This window comes from Streptomyces sp. NPDC036822 (assembly GCF_055609145.1).
This window is the reverse complement of the sequence record NZ_JBVJPY010000004.1, coordinates 542,428-562,670: the sequence shown is the minus strand read 5'-3', so window position 1 is coordinate 562,670 and position 20,243 is coordinate 542,428. Positions and strand designations below refer to the sequence as shown.

The window sequence follows — 20,243 nt, the reverse complement described above, 5'->3', positions numbered from 1 at the left end:
CCGGCCGCTTCACCGTCGGTCAGTCACCGGCCGGAAGGAGCCTTTTTCCGACGAGGTAGTTCCTCGCCACGTCCTCGGGGAGCCGGCGCCAGCTGTCCACCTCTTCGTTCATGCGGGCCAGATCGGCCGTGGTGAGGACCGTGTTGAGGCGGCCGAGGGCGCGGGTGACCCCCTCGCCGCCCGCCCGGGAGCGGTTGACCACGGGGACGATGTGGTCGGCGTTCTGCAGGCGCCGGTCGTCCTCCAGCAGGACGAGCCCGAAGTCGTCCAGGGTCGCGTCCGTGGTCGTCGTCAGGACCATCTGGTCCTGGCCGCTCCGCACCGCCTGCTTGGCCTGGGTGGTGCCCACGCCCTTCGGGTCGACGGCCGTGACGTCGATCCCGTACGTCTCCCTCAGCCCGGGCGCGCAGTAGGGCCGCCGCACGCACTCGTCGCCCGCCGCGAGCCGTACGGGCAGCTTCGCCGCTCCCAGGTCGCTGAGCGTCCTCAGCCGGTGGCGGCCGGCGAAGGCGGAGGTGACGGCGAAGGCGTTCTGGTCGACGGCCCGGCCGGGGTCGAGGACGGTCAGTCCGCGGGGGCCGGCGAGGCCGCGCAGGGCGGTCATCGTGGCGGCGAGGTCGGGCGAGCCGACGGTCGGCGCGTCGGGGCCGTTGACCTTGGTGTTGAGCCAGTCCGCGAACGTCGCCGCGTACTCCGGTACGACGTCGACCTGACCGCTCTCCAGGGCCGGTTCGTACAGCTCCCGGTTGGTGACGGACAGGATCTCGGTGTCGTAGCCGGCGTGTTCGAGGAGCAGCGCGTACATCCGGGCGAGCAGCTCGCTCTCGGTGAACCCCGCCGTGCCGATCGTGAGCCGCCGGCTGTCTCCGGGCGGGGCGGTGAGGGCGCCCCGGTCCTCCAGGGACGGTCCGGTGGCGCAGCCGCCGAGGGCGAGGAGGACGGCGAGGACGCGGGGCGTCCGGTGCCGCCTCATCCGGCGCTCCCCCGCGTCCAGGCGGGGGCGAGCCACCGCCGGGTCGCTTCGAAGACGCCCTCCACGGCGAGCGCGAGGAGCGCGACCAGGACGGCTCCGGCGACGACCTGCGGGGTGGACGCGAGGTTGAACCCCGCGGTGATGATGCGGCCGAGCCCGCCGCCGCCGGCCAGCGCGGCGACGGTCGCGGTGGCCACGAGCTGCACGGCGGCGACGCGGACGCCGGTGAGGACGAGCGGCAGGGCGAGCGGGAGCTCGACCCGGAACAGCGTCTGGCTCCCGGTCATCCCCATGCCGCGCGCGGCCCGGACCACGTCGGCGTCGACACCGCGCATCCCCACGTACGCGTTGGTGAGCAGGGGAGGTACGGCGAAGAGCACCAGGGCGATGATCGTGGGCCACCAGCCGTACGCGCCGACCGGGCTGAGCAGCAGCAGGACCAGGACGGCGAAGGTGGGGACCGCGCGGCCGACGTTGGAGAGGTTGACGGCGAGGGCCCCGCCCTTGCCGAGGTGTCCGAGGACCAGCGCGACGGGCAGCGCGAGGACGCAGCTGAGCGCGAGGCAGACCACGGTGAGGAGCAGATGCTCGACGAGGCGGCGGCCGGCGCCGTTCTCGCCGGACCAGTTCGCGGCGTCCGTCAGCCAGTCCCAGGTGGCGGCGAGGGTGTTCACGCGGCCCGCCCGCGGGCCGGCGCCGTCCATGGGGTCAGGAGCCGTTGCAGGCCGAGGAGGAGCAGGTCGGCGACGACGGCGATGAGGACGCAGAGGACGGAGGCGGTGAGGACCTGCGCCTTGAAGTAGGTGTTCATTCCGGAGTAGATGAGGTTGCCGAGGCCGCCGTGGCCGACGATCGCGCCGATGGTGACCAGGGAGACGGCGGAGACGGTGGCGATGCGCAGGCCCGCCATGGCGGCGGGCAGGGCGAGGGGGAGCTCGACGGCGAGCAGCAGGCGCACGGGGCCGTAGCCCATGCCGCGGGCGGCCTGGCGGATGTCCTCGGGGACGGCGCGGAGCCCGGCGAGGAGGTTCCGTACGAGCAGGGTGAGCGAGTAGAGGACGAGCCCGGCGACGACGAGGGAGGCGCTCAGCCCGTAGAGGGGCAGGAGCAGCGAGAACATCGCGAGGGAGGGGATCGTGTAGAGGATCGTCGTCACCCCGAGCACGGGCCCGGCGCTCCAGCGCCGGTGGCGGGCGGCGACGGCGAGGGGCACGGCGAGCAGCACGCCGAGGGCGATGGAGACCGAGGTCAGCTGGAGGTGCTGGACGACGGCGTCGGTGAGGATCTCACGCCGCGAGGACAGATAGGCGCCGCAGATCCACTCGTTGCGCGCGAGGCAGTCGTCGGGAGGCGCGGTCATCACCCCATTCCAGGCCGGGCCCCGCGCGGCCGCACGCGGGACCGGGCCGTTCGGGGCCGCCCAGGGCTCCCCGGCCTGTCAGCCGGGGTGGGGAACGATCAGGAATCCGCTGCGGGGGCGGGTGGGCACCCGGTGGAGGGGGATGCGCAGGTCCTGCTCGGGGACCGTGTGGTCGAGCCGGGCCAGTTCGGTCGAGAGGGCGGCGAGCACGGCGACGGTGATGTCCTCGCCGGGGCACCGGTGGCCGCTCTTGGCGTCGCCCCCGCCCTGCGGGATCAGTTCGTCGCGGTGCGGCGGCCGGCGGAGGAACCGCTCCGGGTCGAAGCGGTAGGGGTCCTCGAAGAGCGCGGGGTCGTGGTTCTGGCCGTAGACGTCGAGCAGGACGAGGGTGCCGGCGGGGATGTCGGCGCCGTCCAGCCGGAGGTCCGTGGCGGCGAGGCCCCCGACGAAGGGGGCGAAGGGGTAGAAGCGGCGGACCTCGTGGGCGAAGGGCTCGGCGTAGGTCTCGGTGTACGGCTCCGCGTACGAACCGTCGTCCTCGCGGAGCAGGTGGCGCTGCTCGGGCCACCGGTGCAGGGCGTGGGCGGCGAAGGTGACGAACCAGGCGATGGCGACGATGGGACGGACGATGTTGAGCAGTTCGACGGCCGCGGTGTGCGGGTCGAGGACCGTGCCGTCGGCGTCGTGGTGGCGGACGATCGCGTCGAACGGCGTCGCGGGCGCACGGGTCGCGCCGGCCCGGGTCTCCTCCACCAGGTCCGCCAGGACCTGTTCCTGCCGTGTGCGGGCGCGCCGGGCGTTGAGATGACGCGGCCCCGGGGTGGCGAAGCCGTCGACCATGGCGACGCAGTCCCGGGCCATGAGCCGGATCTGCTCGTCGGTCAGCGGCAGGCCGGTCCAGGCGCAGGCGGCGCGGGCCAGGACCAGCGCGGCCTCGTCGAAGAGGACGACCTCCCGGCCGTGCGGCGGGGCGAAGACGCGCTGCCACTCCGCCCGGACCATGTCGACGAGTTCGGCGACGGCGGCGGGCCCGGTCAGCTCGGTCATGAAGAGCGCCTTGCGCGCCCGGTGGTCCTCGCCGTCGAGGGTGTGGACGGCGCCTCGGCCGAAGAGGGTGTCCAGGACGGGCCCGGGCAGGGCGTCGTGCCGCCGGATGTGCTCCTCGTCGTAGAAGAAGCGCACGGCGTCGGGGCCGTGCAGGGCGAGGGCGGGCCGCCCGAGGAGCCGGGTGCGCACGGGCGCTCCGCCGTTGCGGCGGCGCCGGTCGGGCAGCCAGGCGTAGCCCTTGAGGAGCAGGGCGGCGGTGCTGTCGAGTGTCATGGGGGCCATGGGGCCCGGGTGCCCTTTCCACGGCGGAACACGCGCCTGCGCCGGCGATCCACCCGAAGGCCGGGCCGCTTTCACCCGTTCGTCGGGGCGGGGCGGAGATCCGGGCTCTCGGGCGACGGCCGGGCGCTCACAGCGCGCCGGCCGCCACCCTCAGGTCGGCGACGAGGCCCGCGTACGCCGTCTCGCGGTCGTCCGAGCGCAGGACGGCCGACGGGTGCAGCGTCGCCACCACCCGCGGGCCGTCCCCGTCCGCGCCGGGCAGGGAGAGCAGGGCGCCGCGGTCGGCGCCCACCCGGAACGAGCGGCCGAGGACCGCCTTGCCGGCCGTGGCGCCGAGGACGACGACCACGTCGGGGTCGACCAGCCGCAGCTCGGCCTCCAGCCACGGGTGGCAGGCGGTCATCTCGCGCAGGCTCGGCGCCTTGTGGATGCGGCGCTTGCCGGGCCCCGAGCGGGTGAACTTGAAGTGCTTGACCGCGTTGGTGAGGTACGCCTCGCCCTCGTCGATCCCGGCGTCCCGCAGCGCCTCGGAGAGCAGCCGGCCGGCCGGCCCGACGAAGGGCTCGCCCTGCCGGTCCTCCTGGTCGCCGGGCTGCTCCCCCACGAGCAGGACGCGCGCGGCGGGGTCGCCCCGGCCGAAGACGGTGGCGGTGGCCTCCTCGAAGAGCGGGCAGCCGCGACAGTCGGCGGCGGCCCGTCGATGTGCCGTCAGGCCGCCTCGCGCGGGCAGGTAGGGCGTGGCGTCGTACTCCTGCCCGGCGCCCACGGTGGTGCCGCTCATGCGGAAACCTCCTCCCGCCCCGGGCCGGACGCCCGTCAGCCGGGGTACTCCTCGTGGAGGTCGTCGGCGGGCGGCCCGGGTTCCTCGCGCACGGCGCGCTCGCTGCGCTCCTTGAGCTGTTCTCCCTGGTCGCGCAGGCGCGCGGCCTCCTCGGGATCGGCGCTGCGGCGTGCCCGCTGGAGCAGGTTCTCGGCCTTGTCGCGCTGGTAGCGGGCGCGGGCGTGTGCGCCCTCGCCCTCGCGCGTGGCGTGATCGCGCGTGCCGTCCTCGCGTCCTGTCACCTCGCACCTCCTCAAGCGGCGGCTTCCCCCGGCGTACGGGGAGAAACCACCGGACGGCGCCCCGGGATGTTTCTCCTCCGCGGCCACCGGCAACGCGCGGGGCATGGCGAACTTCGGATACACGATGATGACGGAGCAGGCCGGCCCCCGGGACCTGGTGGCGCACGTGGTGCGGGCGGAGGAGGCGGGTTTCGACTTCTCCGTGACCTCGGACCACTACTTCCCCTGGCTGGAGAGCCAGGGCCACGCGCCGTACGCCTGGAGTGTGCTCGGGGCGGCCGCGCAGGCCACCTCGCGGATCCCTCTCATGACCTACGTGACGTGTCCCACCGTCCGGTACCACCCGGCGGTCGTGGCCCAGAAGGCCGCGACGATGCAGCTGCTGAGCGAGGGGCGGTTCCGGCTGGGCCTGGGCTCGGGCGAGAACCTCAACGAGCACGTGGTGGGCGCGGGCTGGCCCGCCGCCCACGTCCGCCTGGAGATGCTGGAGGAGGCCCTCGACATCATCCGGTCGCTCTTCGAGGGCGGGAACGTGAGCCGTCACGGCGCCCACTTCGACGTGGAGAACGCCCGGCTCTGGGACCTTCCCGACGAGCCGCCGCCGATCGGGGTGGCGGTGTCGGGCGACCGTTCCTGCGAGATCGCCGGGCGGCTCGCCGACCTGGTGATCGCCGTGGAGCCGAAGAGCGAACTCCTCGACGCCTACGACCGGCACGGCGGGGCGGGCAAGCCCCGGGTCGGCCAGCTGCCCGTCTGCTACGACCCCGACCGGGACGCGGCGATCAAGCGCGCCCACGACCAGTTCCGCTGGTTCGGCGGGGGCTGGAAGGTGAACTCCGAGCTGCCCGGGCCCGAGGGCTTCGCCGGTGCCACCCAGTTCGTACGCCCCGAGGACGTCGCCGAGTCGATTCCCTGCGGCTCGGACGTCGACGCCTTCGTCGAGGCGGTCCGGCCCTACACCGAGGCCGGGTTCACCGACGTCGCGCTCGTCCAGATCGGCGGCGAGCACCAGGAGCCGTACATCGAGTGGGCGGAGCGGGAGCTCCTGCCGGCGCTGCGCGCCTCCCTCTGAGACCCGGCGCCGGCGGGCGTCACCCGGCCGGGGACGCCTGCGCCGCCTCGCGCGCGATCCTGTCGAACTGCGCGCCCATCGCCTCGGCCAGGGCCGTGGCCGCCGAGAGCGGCCGGACCATGACCACGAAGTCGTCGATCCGGCCCTCCTCGTCGATGTGCAGAAAGTCGCAGCCGTTGATCTCCTTGTCCCCCACCTTCGCCGTGAAGACCAGGGCGTGGTCGCGCCCGTCGGCACCGGCGATCTCGCGGACGTAGCGGAAGTCGGTGAAGACCCGGCCGACCCCGCGGATGATCGCGGCGGTGATCGCCTTGCCCGCGTACGGCTTGAAGGCCACCGGGCTGGTGAAGACGACCTCCTCGGCGAGCAGGGCCTCGATGGCGGCGTGGTCGTCGGCCTCGACGGCCTGGCGGAACGGATGCATGCGGACCCACCCCATAAGCAACTAGTTGACTAGGTGCGGATGAGGGTAACAGCAGGCGCGCTCCCCCGGGGCGATCCGCCGAGGCCCTTCCCGAGGGGCGTCAGCTGTCGCGCAGGACGGAGAGGACATTCCCGGCGGGGTCGGTGAACCAGGCGATCGTGGGCCCGCCCCCGGCCCGCACGATGCCCTTCTCGTCCGCGTCGAACTGGGGGTACTTCTCGAAGGTCACCCCACGACGGACGAGTTCGTCGACGACGGCCTCGACGTCGTCCACGGGGAAGTTGAGGATCGTGAACGTCGCGGGCGTGTGGTCGTCCTTCGGGTAGACCATCACCTTGGCGCCGCTGCCGAGGCTGAGGGTGAGCATCCGCATGTCCCCCTCGCCGGTCTCCTCGACCGGGAGGCCCAGCGTGTCGGCGTAGAAACGCCGGGCCTCGCCGAGGTCGTTCACCGAGAAGCCGCTGAACGCGGCCGACTGTCCGAGCATGGAGGTCTTCCTTCCGGGATGACGCCGTGAGTCGCCCCCTCAGGGCACACCACCGGGCCGACCACCCGGACCCGCGCCACGCGGAGGCGTCCGGATGGTCGCGCCACATCACCCGTCCACCATGCCCGGCGGCGGGGGCGCGCGCGGTCAGGGCGCCAGGGGGAGCCTGCGCTTGTGCTCGGTGAGTTCGTAGCGGCGGACGATCGACGCGAAGGCGGCATCGCCGACCGGCTTGCCCTCCAGGAAGTCGTCGATGTCGTCGTAGGTCACGCCGAGCGCGTCCTCGTCGGGCTTGCCCGGGTCCAGGGTCTCCAGGTCGGCCGTCGGGGTCTTCCAGACCAGCGCGGACGGCGCGCCCAGGGCCTCGGCGACCGCCCGGACCCGGCGCTTGGTCAGGCCGGTCAGCGGGACGACGTCCGCGGCGCCGTCGCCGTACTTGGTGAAGAAGCCGGAGACGGCCTCGGCGGCGTGGTCGGTGCCGACGACCAGGCCGTCGCGGGCGCCCGCGACGGCGTACTGCGCGATCATCCGCTGCCGGGCCTTGATGTTGCCCTGGACGAAGTCCTGGTGGTGGGCGTCGCGGAACGCCACTCCCCCGGCGACGCAGGCCTCCAGCGCGGCGTCGGCCGCGGGCTTGATGTCCACGGTGAGGACCTGGTCGGCGGCGATGAAGCCGAGGGCCAGCTGGGCGTCCTGCTCGTCGGCCTGGACTCCGTAGGGCAGCCGCATGGCGTAGAAGGTCGCCTCGTGGCCGGCGGCCCGCGCCCGCTCGACGGCCAGCTGGCAGAGCCGGCCCGCGGTGGTGGAGTCCACGCCGCCGCTGATCCCGAGCACGAGACAGCGCAGCCCCGTGGCGGTGAGGCGCTCGGTGAGGAAGGCCACCCGGCGCTCGATCTCCGCGCCCGGGTCGAAGGTCTCGGAAACCTCCAGTTCCCGGGCGATCTGCTGCTGCGTGGCGGTGGACGCCGGGTCGGTCACGGGGTGCTCCTCGGGGTGGGGCGCGGTCAGGGAGGGAGGCCGGGCGGCGGCGCCCGGACCGGGTCCGACTCTAGGCGATCGCCGCCGCGCCGACCGGAGCGGCGGTGGCCCGGGCGCACGCCGCCCCTTCAGCGGATTCCGCGTGCGCGGACCCTTTACGCCTCTGTCATGTGCGGGTAACTTCCCGACTCGCAAGAGGTTGCAGCAAGTTGCTGGCTGTCGTTGCAGCGACCTGCGGCAGTCTCTCCCGTTCCGGTCCGAGGCGCGTCGGGTCGAGCGGGCCTGTCCGCCACGGCCGTGTCATCGCCGTGGCCCTGTTCCGGAGAAGAGACGCATGCGATCCACTCCCTTCCGGCTGACCGGACGCGCCCCGGCCCTGGCCGTCGCGGCCGGCTGCCTCGTCGGACTGCTCACGGCGGCGCCCCCGCCGACCGGGACCACGACCGCCCGGGCGGCCACCGTCGCGGCGGAGACGAACACCGCGACCGTCTTCTACTCGACGAAGACGAAGAACTGGTCGGCCTACCACCTGCACTACGCGCCCGACGGAGGTTCCTGGACCACCGTCCCCGGTGTGCGCATGGAGGCGGCCTGTACGGACTGGGTGAAGACGACCGTCACCCTGGGCGCGGCCGACGGACTCCAGGCCACCTTCACCGACGCCGCCGGCACCTGGGACAACAACAGCGGGCGGAACTACGACCTGGGCACCGGGAACATCACCGTCAAGGACGGCGTGGTCGCCCACTCCGACCCCTGTGCGACCGAGCCCGCCGAGCCGCCGGCCCCCGGCAACCAGGCGACCGTCTACTACTCCACCGCCGCCCTCGGCTGGACGACCGCCAACCTCCACTACCGGCCCGCCGGAGGGGCGTGGACCGCCGTCCCCGGCATCGGCATGGAGGCCGCCTGCACCGGCTGGTGGAAGCGAACCGTCGACCTGGGCGCGGCCACGGCGCTGAACGCCGTCTTCAACAACGGCAACGGCGTCTGGGACAACAACAACGGCGCCGACTACACCCTGTCCGCCGGTACGAGCACGGTCAAGGACCGGGTCGTCACCAGGAACGCCGCCGACCCGTGCGCGGCCGAGGTGCCCGACACCCGGGCGCCCACCGTCCCGGTCGGCGTCACCGCCAAGGCGGACGGCGTGTCGGTGGTGCTCGCCTGGGAGCCGTCCACCGACGACAGGGCGGTCACCCGGTACCAGGTGACCCGCACCGGCGGCACCCGCGGCACCGTCGTCAGCGATGTCGGCTCGACCGTTTTCTCCGACGCCGGGCTGGAGGAGAGGACGGCCTACACCTACACGGTGAAGGCAGTCGACGCGGCCGGGAACGTCTCCGCGGCCTCCGCCGCCGCAATGGCGACCACGGGCGAGAAGCCGCCGGCCGCCGCCCCCGGCAAGCCGCTGGGCACCGACCCGCGCAAGGACCCGATCTACTTCGTCCTGACCGCCCGCTTCAGCGACGGCGACGCGACGAACAACCGCGGCGGGAGCCAGCACCAGAAGTCGGGCAACGCCGCCAACGACGACCCGATGTTCCGCGGCGACTTCAAGGGCCTGGTGAAGAAGCTCGACTACATCAAGGGGCTCGGCTTCTCCGCCGTGTGGATCACACCCGTGGTCCTCAACCGGTCGGACTACGACTACCACGGCTACCACGGCTGGGACTTCTACAAGGTCGACCCCCGCCTGGAGTCGGCCGGCGCCTCCTACCAGGACCTGATCAACGCGGCCCACGCCAAGGGCATGAAGATCTACCAGGACGTCGTCTACAACCACTCCTCGCGCTGGGGAGCGAAGGGCCTGTTCACCCCGAAGGTGTACGGCGTCCGTGACGCCCAGTGGAGCCGGCACTACGACGAGCCCTCCGCCTCCTTCGAATACGACGGCCTGACCGTCGAGCCGAAGTCGGGGAAGTCGTACTACAACGGAGACCTGTGGTCGACGGCAGAGCCGTCCGGGAACACCTGCGTCAACTGGGGCGCACCGACGCAGTACACCTCCCCGGAGGGCTACCGCATCTACAACTGCCAGTGGCCCAGCCCCACCTCCGGCATGTTCCCGAAGTCGCTCTACCACAACTGCTGGATCGGCAACTGGGAGGGCGAGGACTCCCGTTCCTGCTGGCTGCACGACGACCTCGCCGACTTCAACACCGAGAACGCCCAGGTGCAGAACTACCTGATCGGCGCGTACGACAAGTACATCGACATGGGTGTCGACGGCTTCCGCGTCGACACCGCCGTCCACATCCCGCGCACCACCTGGAACCGCCGCTTCCTGCCCGCCATCCAGGCGCGCGTCACCCAGCGGCACGGCGCCGAGGCGGCGAGGAACTTCTTCGTCTTCGGAGAGGTCGCCTCCTTCGTCAACGACAAGTGGAACCGCGGCTCGGTCAACCACTCCGCCCAGTTCTTCACGTGGAAGGAGCGCAAGGAGTACGACGCCGACGACACCAAGGCCGCGCTCGAGATGTACGCCTACGAGCAGCAGGCGGGCACGGCGAACCAGCCGACGTCCACCAACGCCTTCCTCGACGGCAACGTCTACCACGCCCCGGACCACAGCAGGTTCTCCGGGATGCACGTCATCGACATGCGTATGCACATGAACTTCGGCGACGCGAGCAACGCCTTCCACAACGGCAAGGACTCCGACGACAGTTACAACGACGCCACCTACAACGTCGTCTACGTCGACAGCCACGACTACGGCCCCAACAAGGGCCACGAGCGGTACGCGGGCGGCACCGACGCCTGGGCCGAGAACATGTCGCTGATGTGGACCTTCCGCGGCATCCCGACCCTCTACTACGGCTCCGAGATCGAGTTCCAGAAGGGCAGGAAGATAGACTGCGGGCCCACCTGCCCGCTGGCGACCACCGGCCGCGCCTACTACGGCGACCACGTGGCGGGCGACGTCACGGCGTCCGACTTCTCCCGGGTCGACTCGGCCACCGGCGCCGTCGCCACCACGCTGCAACAGCCCCTGGTCAAGCACGTCCAGCGCCTCAACCAGATCCGCAGGGCGATCCCGGCCCTGCAGACGGGCCAGTACTCGACCGAGGGCGTCCAGGGCGGGATGGCGTTCAAGCGGCGCTACACCAGCGGCGCGACGGACAGCTTCGCCCTCGTCACCGTCTCGGGGGGTGCCACCTTCAGCGGCATCCCGAACGGCACCTACACCGACGCCGTCACCGGCGAACGGCGGACCGTCACCGGCGGCACGCTGACCGCCGCCGCGCCGGGCAAGGGCAACCTCCGGGTGTTCGTCCTCGACGGCCCCGGCCGGATCGGGGTGGCGGGGCCGTACCTGAAGTAGGCACGGTCCACGTGTGATCCACGCGTGACGCCCCGGCGGGTGGCGGGTGGCGGCTCCGGTCGCGGCCCGCCACCCGTTCGTGCGCGCGCCGCGTCCGTCCCGTCGGCCGTCAGTCCGCGTGTCCGTCAGTCGACCGTCACGACGACCGAGTGCCACCCGCTCGCGCCGTCGGGCATGGTGTCCGTCCGGCGCTCGGTCTGGACCCGGCCCGTACCGTCGGTGGCGCGGACCGTGAGGGTGTGGCGGCCGGACGTCGCTTCCCAGGGGTACATCCACTGGCGCCAGGTGTCCCGGCTGTCCTCGGTCCCCAGCCGGGCGTCCCGCCACGGGCCCTCGTCGATCCGTACCTCGACCCGCTCGACGCCCCGGTGCTGTGCCCAGGCCACTCCGGCGATCATGACGGTGCCCGGCTTCGGACGGGCGAACGAGCGGGGGGTGTCGATCCTGGACTGGGTTTTGACGGGCGCCTCCGCCGCCCAGCCGCGCGGCACCCAGTAGGCGTCGTAGGAGTCGAAGGTGGTGAGCTCGATCTCCTCGATCCATTTGCAGGCGGAGACGTAGCCGTACAGGCCGGGAACGAGCATACGGACGGGGAAGCCGTGGTCGAAGGGGAGCGGGTCGCCGTTCATCCCGAAGGCGAGGAGGGCGTCCCGGCCGTCCATCACCTGCTCGACCGGGGTGCCGATCGTCATCCCGTCCACCGAGCGGGCGACCAGCTGGTCGGCGGGTCCCCCGGCGGAGGGCGGCGTCACCCCGGCCTCGCGCAGGAGGTCCGCCAGCCGCACGCCGAGCCAGCGGGCGTTGCCGACGTACGGCCCGCCGACCTCGTTGGAGACGCACGCGAGGGTGATGTCCCGCTCGACGACCTCCCGGCCGAGCAGGTCGTCGAGGGTGAGGCGCAGCTCCTGGGTCACGCCCAGGCCGTGGACGCGCAGCCGCCAGCCGCCGGCGTCGACCTTCGGGACGACGAGAGCGGTGTCGACACGGTAGAAGTCCCTGTTCGGGGTGGTGAAGGGGCTGATGCCCGGGACGGGAAGCTGCGCTCCCGCGGGCACGGCGGGCGCGGGCGACGCGGGACGGGGCAGCCGCAGCGCCGTGCGGGAGGCCACCGCGTCCTGGGCGCGGGTGCCGCCGAGCGCGCGGCCGAGCGCCGCCGCTCCGGTCGCGGCGACGGCGCTCCCGGCGGCGACCACGAGGAAGCCGCGGCGCGCGACGCCGACGGCCGCCTCCGGTGCGGCCGAGGGGCGGGGTCCCATCAGCCGGCCGATCAGGACGTACAGCAGGAGTGCACCCGCCACGGCTCCGGCCAGGGAGGGCAGCGCGTCCGTCGCGGAGTCGGAGTCCGGCCGGCCCACGGCGGCGAGCGCGCCGACCACGCCGAAGGCGAGCACCCCGGCCGCGCCGGCCACGCGGTGGCGCAGGGCCAGCAGGCCCAGGGCGACGGCGAGGACGGCGAGCACGACGAGGATGCCGAGCAGGAGGATGATCTTGTCGCTCTCGCCGAAGGCGATGATGGCCCAGTTCTTGACCGCCGCCGGGGTGAGGTCGATGGCGGCCCCTCCGACCGCCGTGACGGGTCCCGCTTCGGGGCGTACCGCGGCGGCGGCCAGTTCGGCGACGGCGAGGGAGACGTATCCGGCGAGGAGCCCGCCGAGGGCGGCCAGGAGACGGTCGGTGCGGGTGGGCTCGCGCACCGTCCCGGGCGGGGGTGGCGCGGTGGGCCCGCGCGTCGCGCCGGGCGTGGGTTCGGACGAGGGCTCGCGCGGGGACTCGGAAGGGGTCATGTCCTTCCCTTCGGCACCGCGGCCCTCGCGGATGGGCCGATTCACCCGGGAGGACGTGTCACTTCGGGCCGTCGGCCGGTCCGATGTGCTCGCCGGGCCGGGCCAGTTCGTCCACCGCCTCGGCACCGACGACCGCGCCCGTCGACTTCTTGGCGCGCCGCAGCCTGCGCTCCAGCCACCCGGCGAAGGTGGTGAGCGCGAAGTTGAGGATCACGAAGACGACGGCGACGATCGTGAAGCTCGCGATGGTGTTGGCGCCGTAGTTCGCGCTCATGGGGCGGACGGAGGCGAGCAGTTCGGAGAAGCCGAGCATGGCCCCGCCGAGCGCGGTGTCCTTCACGATGACGACGAGCTGGCTGACCAGTGCGGGAAGCATGGCGGTGACCGACTGCGGCAGCAGGACGTTCGTCATCGTCTGGCCCTTGCGCATGCCGATGGCCTGGGCGGCGTCGGTCTGGCCCCGGGGCAGGGCGAGGATCCCCGCCCGGACGACCTCGGCGAGGACGGAGGCGTTGTAGAGGACGAGTCCGGTGACGACGGCGTACAGCGGGCGCGTCTCCGGGCTGACGTCGGTGAACTCGGAGTAGGCCGCGTTGGCGAAGAGCATCAGGATGAGGACCGGGATGGCGCGGAAGAACTCCACGACCGTGCCGGACACGCCCCGCACCCACCGGTGGTCGGAGAGGCGGCCGATGCCGAACAGGGCTCCCAGGGGCAGGGCGATGACCATGGCGAGCGCCGCCGCGACGAGGGTGTTCTTCAGGGCGGGCAGGAGGTACGTCGTCCAGGTGCGGGGGTCCGTGAAGAACGGCTCCCACTTGGCCCCGGTCAGCTGGTTCTTGTCGGCGAGGGCACTGATCACCCACCAGGCCAGAGCGGCGACGGCCAGCAGGAAGAGCACGGTGTAGAGGACGTTGCGCCGTCGGGCGCGGGGTCCTGGGACGTCGTAGAGGACGGGGGTGCCGGGCTTCATCGCTTCACCGCCACCTTCTTGGCCAGCCAGCCCATGAAGAGTCCGGTGGGGAGGGTGAGGCAGATGAAGCCGCCCGCGAAGATCACCGAGATGAGGATCAGCTGGGCCTCGTTCTCGATCATCTCCCGCATCAGCAGGGCCGCCTCGGCGACACCGATGGCGGCGGCCACGGTGGTGTTCTTGGTCAGGGCGATCAGCACGTTGGCGAGCGGCCCGACGACCGAGCGGAAGGCCTGGGGCAGCACGATCAGCCGTAGGACCTGCGGAAAACTCAGCCCGATGGCGCGGGCCGCCTCGACCTGGCCGACGGGCACCGTGTTGATGCCGGACCGCAGCGCCTCGCAGACGAAGGCGGAGGTGTAGGCGATCAGCCCCAGCACCGCGAGCCGGAAGTTGATGGTGGTGAAGTCCTTGGCGCCCATGTCGACCCCGAGGGTCTGGAAGAGGCCCAGCGAGGTGAAGACGATGATGACGGTGAGGGGGATGTTGCGGACGATGTTGACGTAGGCGGTGCCGAAGCCCCGCATCAGGGGGACGGGGCTGACGCGCATCGCGGCCAGCAGCGTCCCCCAGACCAGGGAGCCGATCGCCGAGTAGACGGTGAGCTGCACCGTCACCCAGAAGGCTCCCCACAGGTCGTACCCTTCGAGGAAGTCGAACACGTCGGCCTGCTCACTTGACGATGGTGCCGATCTGCGGGGCGGGTTCGTTCTGGTAGCCGGCCGGTCCGAAGTTCTTCTTCACGGCAGCGTCCCACGAGCCGTCGGCGACCATCTTCTCCAGGGCGGTGTTGATCTGCGCCTTGAGTTCGCTGCCCTTCTGCACGCCGATGCCGTAGTTCTCGTTGCTCATCTTGAAGCCCGCGAGCTTGAACTTGCCCTTGAACTCGTCCTGCGCCGCGTATCCGGCGAGGATCGAGTCGTCGGTGGTCAGGGCGTCGATGACGCCGTTCTCCAGACCGGTCAGGCACTCGGAGTAGCCGCCGTACTCCTGCAGCTGCGCCTGCGGGGCGAGCTTCGTCTTGACGTTCTGGGCGGAGGTGGATCCGGTGACCGAGCACAGCTTCTTGTTGTTCAGGTCGGACGGCTTGGTGATCGAGTCGTCGTCCGCGCGGATCAGCACGTCCTGGTGGGCCAGGAGGTACGGGCCGGCGAAGTCGACCTTCTGGGCGCGCTCGTCGTTGATCGAGTACGAGGCCGCGATGAAGTCCACGTCGCCGCGCTGCAGCAGCGTCTCGCGGTCGGCGCTCTTGGCCTCCTTCCACTCGATGTCGGCGGGATCGTGGCCGAGCTCCTTGGCCACGTAGGTGGCCACGTCGACGTCGAAGCCGGTGTAGGTGCCGTCCGGCGTCTTCAGCCCGATGCCGGGCTGGTCGTACTTGATGCCGACGGTGATCTTGTCGTCGCCGGCGGCGGCGCCGGATCCGCCGTTCCCGCCGTCGTCGCCGCATCCGGCGGCGGTGACGGAGAGGACGACCGCCGCCGCGGCGGCGAGGGCGGCCCTGGTGAGCTTGCGCGGGTTCATGACCTTCACACCCCTGGGTGCTCCTGTGCGCGGGCGGCCGTGCTCAGTGGTGCAGGATCTTCGACAGGAAGTCCTTGGCACGGTCGCTGCGCGGGTTGCTGAAGAACTGGTCCGGCGTCGTCTCCTCCACGATCCGGCCGTCCGCCATGAACACCACACGGTTCGCGGCGGAGCGGGCGAAGCCCATCTCGTGGGTGACGACGACCATGGTCATCCCGTCACGGGCGAGTTGCTGCATGACCTCCAGCACCTCGTTGATCATCTCGGGGTCCAGGGCCGAGGTGGGCTCGTCGAAGAGCATCACCTTCGGCTCCATGGCCAGGGCTCGCGCGATCGCCACGCGCTGCTGCTGACCTCCGGAGAGCTGGGCGGGGTACTTGTCGGCCTGCGAGGCGACCCCGACCCGGTCGAGGAGTTCCCGGGCCCGTCGTTCGGCCTCCTTCTTGTCCTTCTTACGGACCTTGATCTGGCCGAGGGTGACGTTCTCGAGCACGGTCTTGTGGGCGAAGAGGTTGAAGGACTGGAACACCATGCCGACGTCGGCGCGCAGGGCGGCGAGCTCGCGGCCCTCGGCGGGCAGGGGCTTGCCGTCGATGACGATCTCGCCGGAGTCGATGGTCTCCAGCCGGTTGATGGCGCGGCAGAGGGTCGACTTGCCTCCGCCGGAGGGGCCGATGACGACGACGACCTCGCCGCGTCCGACGGTCAGGTCGATGGACTGGAGCACATGGAGCGCGCCGAAGTGCTTGTCGACGCCGCTCAGCACGACAAGCGCGTCACCGCCTACCGGGACGGGCATGGCACCCTCCTGGGTCACCGCCCCCGCTTACCGCTTCCCTCCCACGTTCATGCTCCGCCCTCTGCGGGGCGCGCGCACGCCGAGGGCCCGGCCGGGCGGACCGTTCAGTGGCCGGGTCGTGCGTCCGCCGGGTCCTCGGCCAGGACGCGCCGGGCGACGGTGAAGGCCGCGTTGGCCGCCGGGACGCCGCAGTAGACGGCGGTCTGGAGCAGCGCGGCGCCGATCTCGTCCTCGGTGAGGCCGTTGCCGCGCGCGGCGCGGAGGTGCATGGCCAGCTCGTCGAGATGGCCGTGGGCGACCAGGGCCGTGAGGGTGACGAGGCTACGCTCCCGGCGCGAGAGAGTGGGGTCGGTCCAGATCTCCCCCCAGGCGTAGCGGGAGATGAAGTCCTGGTAGCGGGCCGAGAACGCGCTCTGGCCGGCCTGGGCGCGGTCCACGTGCGCGTCGCCGAGCACCTCGCGCCGCATCGCCATGCCCCGCGGGGCGTGGCGCCCGAAGTGGGCGGTCAGGGCGCCGATGACGGCCTCGGGCCGTTCGGCCGGTGCCAGGTGGGAGGCGCCGGGGATCTCGGTGAGCGCCGCCCCTGGCACTGCGTCGGCGATCTCCCGCAGGTGGGCGGGCGGGGTGGCCGGGTCCTCCCGGCCGGCGACGAGGAGGGTCGGCGCGGTGATCGACGGCAGCCGGTCGCGCAGGTCGAAGGCGGCGAGCGCGTCGCAGCAGGCGGCGTACGCCTCCGGGTCGGCCGTGCGGTGGTCCTCGACCAGGCGGGGGACGGTGAAGCCGGGCGTGAACCACCGGGAGCCGGCGCTCTCGGCGAGCGCGGCGAGTCCCTCACGGCGCACGGAGGCCGCCCGCTCGCGCCACCTCGCCGGTCCGCCGAAGTGCGCGGAGGAGCAGAGCACGGCCAGGCGGTCGACCCGCTCGGGGTGGTGGGCCGCGAGATGGAGGCCGACGGCCCCGCCGAGGGACACCCCGGCGTACGAGAAGCGGTCGACGCCGAGCCGGTCCGCGAGGGCCAGGACGAGCCCGGCAAGGTCGGCGACCGTCGCTCCGGGGCCGATGAGGGAGGCCGGGGAGCCGCCGTGGCCGGGGAGGTCCCAGCGGACGACCCGGTGGGTGGCGGAGAGCTCGGGGGCGACCGCGTCCCATAGGGCGGTGGAGGTGCCGAGGGAGGGGCCCAGGAACAGGACCGGTCCTGAGGCGGGCCCCTCGGCCCGGTGGTGGAGCGGTGCTTCGTACGGCGGGGTGGTGGTCAACGTCGCTCCAGGGCGCGGTCGGTGAGGGCTGCCGCGGATCCGGTGCAGCGTGTGGGGTCGGTCAGCTCGTCCAGGTCGAGCCCCCGCGCCTCCCCCGTCTCCGCGAGGAGTTCGCGCAGCGTCCGCCCTTCGGCGCCGGCGCTGCGGGCGAGGTCGGTGAGGAGCTGTGCGGCGCGGTCCCGTCCCAGGAGCGGGGCCAGGGCGGCGGACAGCCGCTCGGATACGATCAGCCCGCCGGTGAGCCGGAGGTTCGCGCGCATGGTGTCCGGGTGGACGCGCAGGTCTCCGGCGAGCGCGGCGGCGGTGTGGGCGGCGCCGCCGACGAGGCGGAGCAGCTCGCGCAGCGGCTCCCACTCGGCGTGCCAGGCGCCCGCCGGGCGTTCGTCCTCCGCCGCGAGTGAGGAGTGGAGGGCGGCGGCGAGGTGCGGTGCGCGCCGGGCGGCGGACGCGACGAGGGTGGCCCGGACGGGGTTGGCCTTGTGCGGCATGGCGGAGGATCCGCCGCCGGCGCCCTCGGTCACCTCGGCGATCTCGGTACGGGAGAGGGTGAGCACGTCGACCGCCGTCTTGCCGAGCGCACCGGCCGTGAAGGCGAGCACGCCGGCGAGGTCGGCGACGGGGGTGCGCAGGGTGTGCCAGGGCAGCGCGGGCACGGCGAGACCGGTCTCGTGGGCGAAGGCGGCGACGAGCCGCTCGGCGGAGAACGGGGTGCCCTCCGGCCCGGGGCGGGCAGGGGCGGGGCCGGTCGCCCCCGGCGCGGTCGATCCGGGGACGGTGGCGACGGGGCGGGGCGCACCGGGGCCGGTCGCACCGGGGCCGTCGGGGCGGGTGGCAGGCGAGCCCGGGCGCGTGTCGCCGGATCCGGTCGGGGCGCCGCCGTGCTCCTCGAACGCGGCCAAGGTGCCCGCCGCGCCTCCGAGCTGCGCCGGCAGTGAGTCCCGCACGGTCCGGACGCGGTCGCGCGCGTCGAGGACGAGCGAGCGCCAGCCCGCCGCCTTCAGGCCGAAGGTGGTGGGCACGGCGTGCTGGGTGAGGGTGCGGCCGGGCATCGCCGTGTCCCGGTGAGCGGCGGCCAGGGCCGCCAGGGCCCGTGCCGTGCGGTCGAGGTCGGCGAGGACCGGGCCCAGGGTGCGGGCCGCGACCAGCATCGTCGCGGTGTCCATGATGTCCTGGCTGGTCGCGCCCCGGTGGACGTAGGACCGCCACTCCCTGGGCACGGCGGCCCTGAGGTCGGCGACGAGCGGGATGACGGGGTTGCCTCCGCCGCGGGCCCGCAGGGCCAGGTCGCGCACGTCGAAGCGGCTCGCGTCGGCGGCGGCCGTGACGGCCTGGGCGGCCCCGGCCGGGATGTGGCCGACGGCCGCCTGGGCGCGGGCGAGCGCGGCCTCCGCGTCGAGCAGGGCCTGGAGGAACGCGGTGTCGGAGGTGGCCGACTCGGCCGGGGACCCCACGCGTCCCGGGGCGAGCAGTCCGGCGTCGACGAGGGCGTCCGTCACCGGAACTCCAGGAAGACGGTCTCGCCCTCGCCCTGGAGGCGGACGTCGAACCGGTACGTGCGGTTCTCCTCCGGTCGCGCGACCAGCGTGGCGCGGCGCCCGGCCGGAAGCGCGTCGAGCAACGGGTCCGTGCCGTCCCGCAGATAGACCCGGGTGAAGAGGTGGTGCAGCAGTCCGCGCGCGAACACGCAGACGCTGATGTAAGGCGTCCCCGCGTTGCCGGGCGGCAGCGTGTGGAGGGCGTAGTGGCCGTCGGCGTCCGTGGCGACCCGGCCGAAGCCGGTGAAGTCGGTGCCGTTGCGGCCGAGGAACCCGCCGGTCACGGGGTCGCGGCGCATCGATCCCGGCGCGCCCGCGAGGGAGCCGTCGGGGGCCGCCTGCCAGAACTCCAGGACGGCGTCGGGGACGGGGGCGCCCGCGCCGTCGCGCACGTGACCGTGCACGGTGATCCGCTCCGGGTGGCCCGCGGGCGCGACCCGCTCCCCCTCGGGGAACGGCAGGGCGTAGCCGTAGAACGGCCCGACGGTGTGGGAGGGCGTGGGCAGCGGTGGCGGCGTCGTCTCGGGCACGGTCAGCGTCCTTCCTCGATCCAGGTGGCGGAGGGACCGTCGAGGACGATGTCCCAGGCGTAGCCGAGCGAGAACTCGGGCTGCGAGAGGTCGTGGCGGTAGGTGGCGACGAGCCGTTCGCGGGCGGCGCGGTCGGTGACCGAGCGCAGGATCGGGTCGTACGCGAACAGGGGGTCGCCCGGGAAGTACATCTGGGTCACGAGCCGCTGGGCGAACGCCGTGCCGAAGAGCGAGAAGTGGAGGTGGGCGGGGCGCCAGGCGTTGGTGTGGTTGCGCCACGGGTAGGCGCCGGGCTTGATGGTGGTGAAGTGGTACCTCCCCTGGTCGTCGGTGAGGGTGCGGCCCACGCCCGTGAAGTTCGGGTCCAGCGGGGCGGGGTGGCGGTCGCGCAGATGGGCGTACCGTCCCGAGGCGTTGGCCTGCCACAGCTCGATCAGCTGACCGCGCACGGGGCGGCCGTCCCGGTCGAGGAGGCGTCCGGAGACGGTGATCCGCTCGCCGAGGGGCTCCCCGGCATGCCGGCGGGTGAGGTCGTTGTCGGCCTCGGTGACGTCGGTGGGTCCGAAGACCGGCCCGGAGAGCTCGACCGTCTCGGGGTCCCCGCCGTTGACGGCGACGAGCGGGCGGTGGGGGTGGCGGAGGAGGGAGCTGCGGTAGGGGGCGTAGTCGCGGGCCGGGTGGCTGCGCGCGGGCGCGCCGGCGGCCAGCTCCTTGTCGTACGCCTTCTGCAGGTCGTCGATCTCGGTGTCTATGTCCGACTGGGTGAGAGCCATGAGGATGTCCCGGAGGTCTGGTACGGGGTCTGGATGCGGGGCGCCGGGGTGCGGCA

Annotated in this window: 20 protein-coding genes; 2 read left to right on the top strand and 18 right to left on the bottom strand. The window is 73.0% G+C overall.

What is annotated here, in order from left to right; genetic code table 11:
- Positions 1-19: 19 nt before the first annotated feature.
- From ACZ68P_RS13125 to ACZ68P_RS13100, 6 genes are all read right to left on the bottom strand, one after another.
- Entirely contained in the window at positions 20-973 is a 954-nt protein-coding gene (locus ACZ68P_RS13125; protein ID WP_471005511.1) for an ABC transporter substrate-binding protein, read from the bottom strand.
- The gene (locus ACZ68P_RS13120) at positions 970-1,647 is read right to left on the bottom strand and encodes an ABC transporter permease (RefSeq protein ID WP_471005510.1); all 678 of its coding nucleotides are present in this window, start codon (positions 1,645-1,647) and stop codon (positions 970-972) included. Before ACZ68P_RS13120 ends, ACZ68P_RS13125 begins: the two co-directional genes overlap by 4 nt.
- Entirely contained in the window at positions 1,644-2,333 is a 690-nt protein-coding gene (locus ACZ68P_RS13115) for an ABC transporter permease (protein ID WP_471005509.1), read from the bottom strand. Before ACZ68P_RS13115 ends, ACZ68P_RS13120 begins: the two co-directional genes overlap by 4 nt.
- 78 nt (positions 2,334-2,411) lie before the next feature.
- Positions 2,412-3,662, bottom strand: coding sequence for a cytochrome P450 (locus tag ACZ68P_RS13110; protein WP_471005508.1), 1,251 nt, complete (start codon positions 3,660-3,662; stop codon positions 2,412-2,414).
- 127 nt (positions 3,663-3,789) lie between these two features.
- Positions 3,790-4,443: a UdgX family uracil-DNA binding protein gene (locus ACZ68P_RS13105; protein WP_471005507.1), complete on the bottom strand. Its 654-nt coding sequence runs from the start codon at positions 4,441-4,443 to the stop codon at positions 3,790-3,792.
- A gap of 35 nt (positions 4,444-4,478) precedes the next feature.
- Entirely contained in the window at positions 4,479-4,724 is a 246-nt protein-coding gene (locus ACZ68P_RS13100; RefSeq protein WP_471005506.1) for a DUF6381 family protein, read from the bottom strand.
- 103 nt (positions 4,725-4,827) lie between these two features.
- Here ACZ68P_RS13100 and ACZ68P_RS13095 point away from each other — a divergent pair, with 103 nt between their 5' ends.
- Positions 4,828-5,796 carry an LLM class F420-dependent oxidoreductase gene (locus ACZ68P_RS13095; RefSeq protein WP_471005505.1) on the top strand — a complete coding sequence of 323 codons (969 nt, stop codon included), beginning with the start codon at positions 4,828-4,830 and terminating at the stop codon, positions 5,794-5,796.
- 19 nt (positions 5,797-5,815) lie between these two features.
- Here the strand turns inward: ACZ68P_RS13095 and ACZ68P_RS13090 are convergent, their stop codons facing one another.
- The 3 genes from ACZ68P_RS13090 to nadE form a co-directional block, all read right to left on the bottom strand.
- Positions 5,816-6,220 carry a nuclear transport factor 2 family protein gene (locus ACZ68P_RS13090; protein ID WP_365715667.1) on the bottom strand — a complete coding sequence of 135 codons (405 nt, stop codon included), beginning with the start codon at positions 6,218-6,220 and terminating at the stop codon, positions 5,816-5,818.
- A 100-nt stretch (positions 6,221-6,320) separates the two neighbouring features.
- Entirely contained in the window at positions 6,321-6,707 is a 387-nt protein-coding gene (locus tag ACZ68P_RS13085; protein ID WP_365715666.1) for a VOC family protein, read from the bottom strand.
- A gap of 147 nt (positions 6,708-6,854) precedes the next feature.
- Positions 6,855-7,685, bottom strand: coding sequence for an ammonia-dependent NAD(+) synthetase (nadE, locus tag ACZ68P_RS13080; RefSeq protein WP_471005503.1), 831 nt, complete (start codon positions 7,683-7,685; stop codon positions 6,855-6,857).
- Between the two features lie 334 nt (positions 7,686-8,019).
- Between nadE and ACZ68P_RS13075 the strand changes: the two genes are divergently transcribed.
- Positions 8,020-11,013, top strand: coding sequence for a carbohydrate binding domain-containing protein (locus ACZ68P_RS13075; RefSeq protein WP_471005501.1), 2,994 nt, complete (start codon positions 8,020-8,022; stop codon positions 11,011-11,013).
- A gap of 125 nt (positions 11,014-11,138) precedes the next feature.
- On the opposite strand, the gene ACZ68P_RS13070 is transcribed toward ACZ68P_RS13075, so the two are convergent.
- From ACZ68P_RS13070 to pcaH, 9 genes are all read right to left on the bottom strand, one after another.
- Positions 11,139-12,797 (bottom strand): molybdopterin-dependent oxidoreductase, encoded by a 1,659-nt coding sequence (locus tag ACZ68P_RS13070; protein WP_471005499.1) that lies wholly within the window; start codon positions 12,795-12,797, stop codon positions 11,139-11,141.
- 58 nt (positions 12,798-12,855) lie between these two features.
- Positions 12,856-13,770 carry an amino acid ABC transporter permease gene (locus tag ACZ68P_RS13065; protein WP_471005497.1) on the bottom strand — a complete coding sequence of 305 codons (915 nt, stop codon included), beginning with the start codon at positions 13,768-13,770 and terminating at the stop codon, positions 12,856-12,858.
- Positions 13,767-14,432 carry an amino acid ABC transporter permease gene (locus tag ACZ68P_RS13060; RefSeq protein ID WP_471005494.1) on the bottom strand — a complete coding sequence of 222 codons (666 nt, stop codon included), beginning with the start codon at positions 14,430-14,432 and terminating at the stop codon, positions 13,767-13,769. The genes ACZ68P_RS13065 and ACZ68P_RS13060 overlap by 4 nt, the downstream gene beginning before the upstream one ends.
- A 10-nt stretch (positions 14,433-14,442) precedes the next feature.
- On the bottom strand, positions 14,443-15,294 hold the full coding sequence (locus ACZ68P_RS13055; protein ID WP_471005492.1) for a glutamate ABC transporter substrate-binding protein: 852 nt from the start codon (positions 15,292-15,294) through the stop codon (positions 14,443-14,445).
- 43 nt (positions 15,295-15,337) lie between these two features.
- A complete protein-coding gene (locus ACZ68P_RS13050) occupies positions 15,338-16,093 on the bottom strand; it encodes an amino acid ABC transporter ATP-binding protein (RefSeq protein WP_365715660.1) in 756 nt (251 codons plus the stop codon).
- A 104-nt stretch (positions 16,094-16,197) separates the two neighbouring features.
- Positions 16,198-17,349: a bifunctional 3-oxoadipate enol-lactonase/4-carboxymuconolactone decarboxylase PcaDC gene (gene pcaDC / locus ACZ68P_RS13045; protein WP_471005491.1), complete on the bottom strand. Its 1,152-nt coding sequence runs from the start codon at positions 17,347-17,349 to the stop codon at positions 16,198-16,200.
- Positions 17,346-18,845, bottom strand: a complete 1,500-nt coding sequence (locus tag ACZ68P_RS13040) for a lyase family protein (protein WP_471005490.1) — start codon at positions 18,843-18,845, stop codon at positions 17,346-17,348. Before ACZ68P_RS13040 ends, pcaDC begins: the two co-directional genes overlap by 4 nt.
- The gene (gene pcaG / locus ACZ68P_RS13035) at positions 18,842-19,420 is read right to left on the bottom strand and encodes a protocatechuate 3,4-dioxygenase subunit alpha (RefSeq protein ID WP_471005625.1); all 579 of its coding nucleotides are present in this window, start codon (positions 19,418-19,420) and stop codon (positions 18,842-18,844) included. The genes ACZ68P_RS13040 and pcaG overlap by 4 nt, the downstream gene beginning before the upstream one ends.
- Complete coding sequence (gene pcaH, locus ACZ68P_RS13030) at positions 19,417-20,187, bottom strand: protocatechuate 3,4-dioxygenase subunit beta (RefSeq protein WP_471005488.1); 771 nt, start codon at positions 20,185-20,187, stop codon at positions 19,417-19,419. The genes pcaG and pcaH overlap by 4 nt, the downstream gene beginning before the upstream one ends.
- Positions 20,188-20,243: the final 56 nt, after the last annotated feature.

Excerpts from the sequence above, each read along its gene's own strand:
- ACZ68P_RS13055 (WP_471005492.1), bottom strand. The coding sequence starts at position 15,294 with ATGAACCCGCGCAAGCTCACCAGGGCCGCCCTCGCCGCCGCGGCGGCG.
- ACZ68P_RS13125 (WP_471005511.1), bottom strand. The coding sequence starts at position 973 with ATGAGGCGGCACCGGACGCCCCGCGTCCTCGCCGTCCTCCTCGCCCTC.
- ACZ68P_RS13110 (WP_471005508.1), bottom strand. The coding sequence starts at position 3,662 with ATGGCCCCCATGACACTCGACAGCACCGCCGCCCTGCTCCTCAAGGGC.
- ACZ68P_RS13095 (WP_471005505.1), top strand. The coding sequence starts at position 4,828 with ATGGCGAACTTCGGATACACGATGATGACGGAGCAGGCCGGCCCCCGG.
- ACZ68P_RS13065 (WP_471005497.1), bottom strand. The coding sequence starts at position 13,770 with ATGAAGCCCGGCACCCCCGTCCTCTACGACGTCCCAGGACCCCGCGCC.
- ACZ68P_RS13075 (WP_471005501.1), top strand. The coding sequence starts at position 8,020 with ATGCGATCCACTCCCTTCCGGCTGACCGGACGCGCCCCGGCCCTGGCC.
- ACZ68P_RS13050 (WP_365715660.1), bottom strand. The coding sequence starts at position 16,093 with ATGCCCGTCCCGGTAGGCGGTGACGCGCTTGTCGTGCTGAGCGGCGTC.
- ACZ68P_RS13090 (WP_365715667.1), bottom strand. The coding sequence starts at position 6,220 with ATGCATCCGTTCCGCCAGGCCGTCGAGGCCGACGACCACGCCGCCATC.
- pcaH (WP_471005488.1), bottom strand. The coding sequence starts at position 20,187 with ATGGCTCTCACCCAGTCGGACATAGACACCGAGATCGACGACCTGCAG.
- ACZ68P_RS13115 (WP_471005509.1), bottom strand. The coding sequence starts at position 2,333 with ATGACCGCGCCTCCCGACGACTGCCTCGCGCGCAACGAGTGGATCTGC.
- ACZ68P_RS13085 (WP_365715666.1), bottom strand. The coding sequence starts at position 6,707 with ATGCTCGGACAGTCGGCCGCGTTCAGCGGCTTCTCGGTGAACGACCTC.
- ACZ68P_RS13105 (WP_471005507.1), bottom strand. The coding sequence starts at position 4,443 with ATGAGCGGCACCACCGTGGGCGCCGGGCAGGAGTACGACGCCACGCCC.
- ACZ68P_RS13070 (WP_471005499.1), bottom strand. The coding sequence starts at position 12,797 with ATGACCCCTTCCGAGTCCCCGCGCGAGCCCTCGTCCGAACCCACGCCC.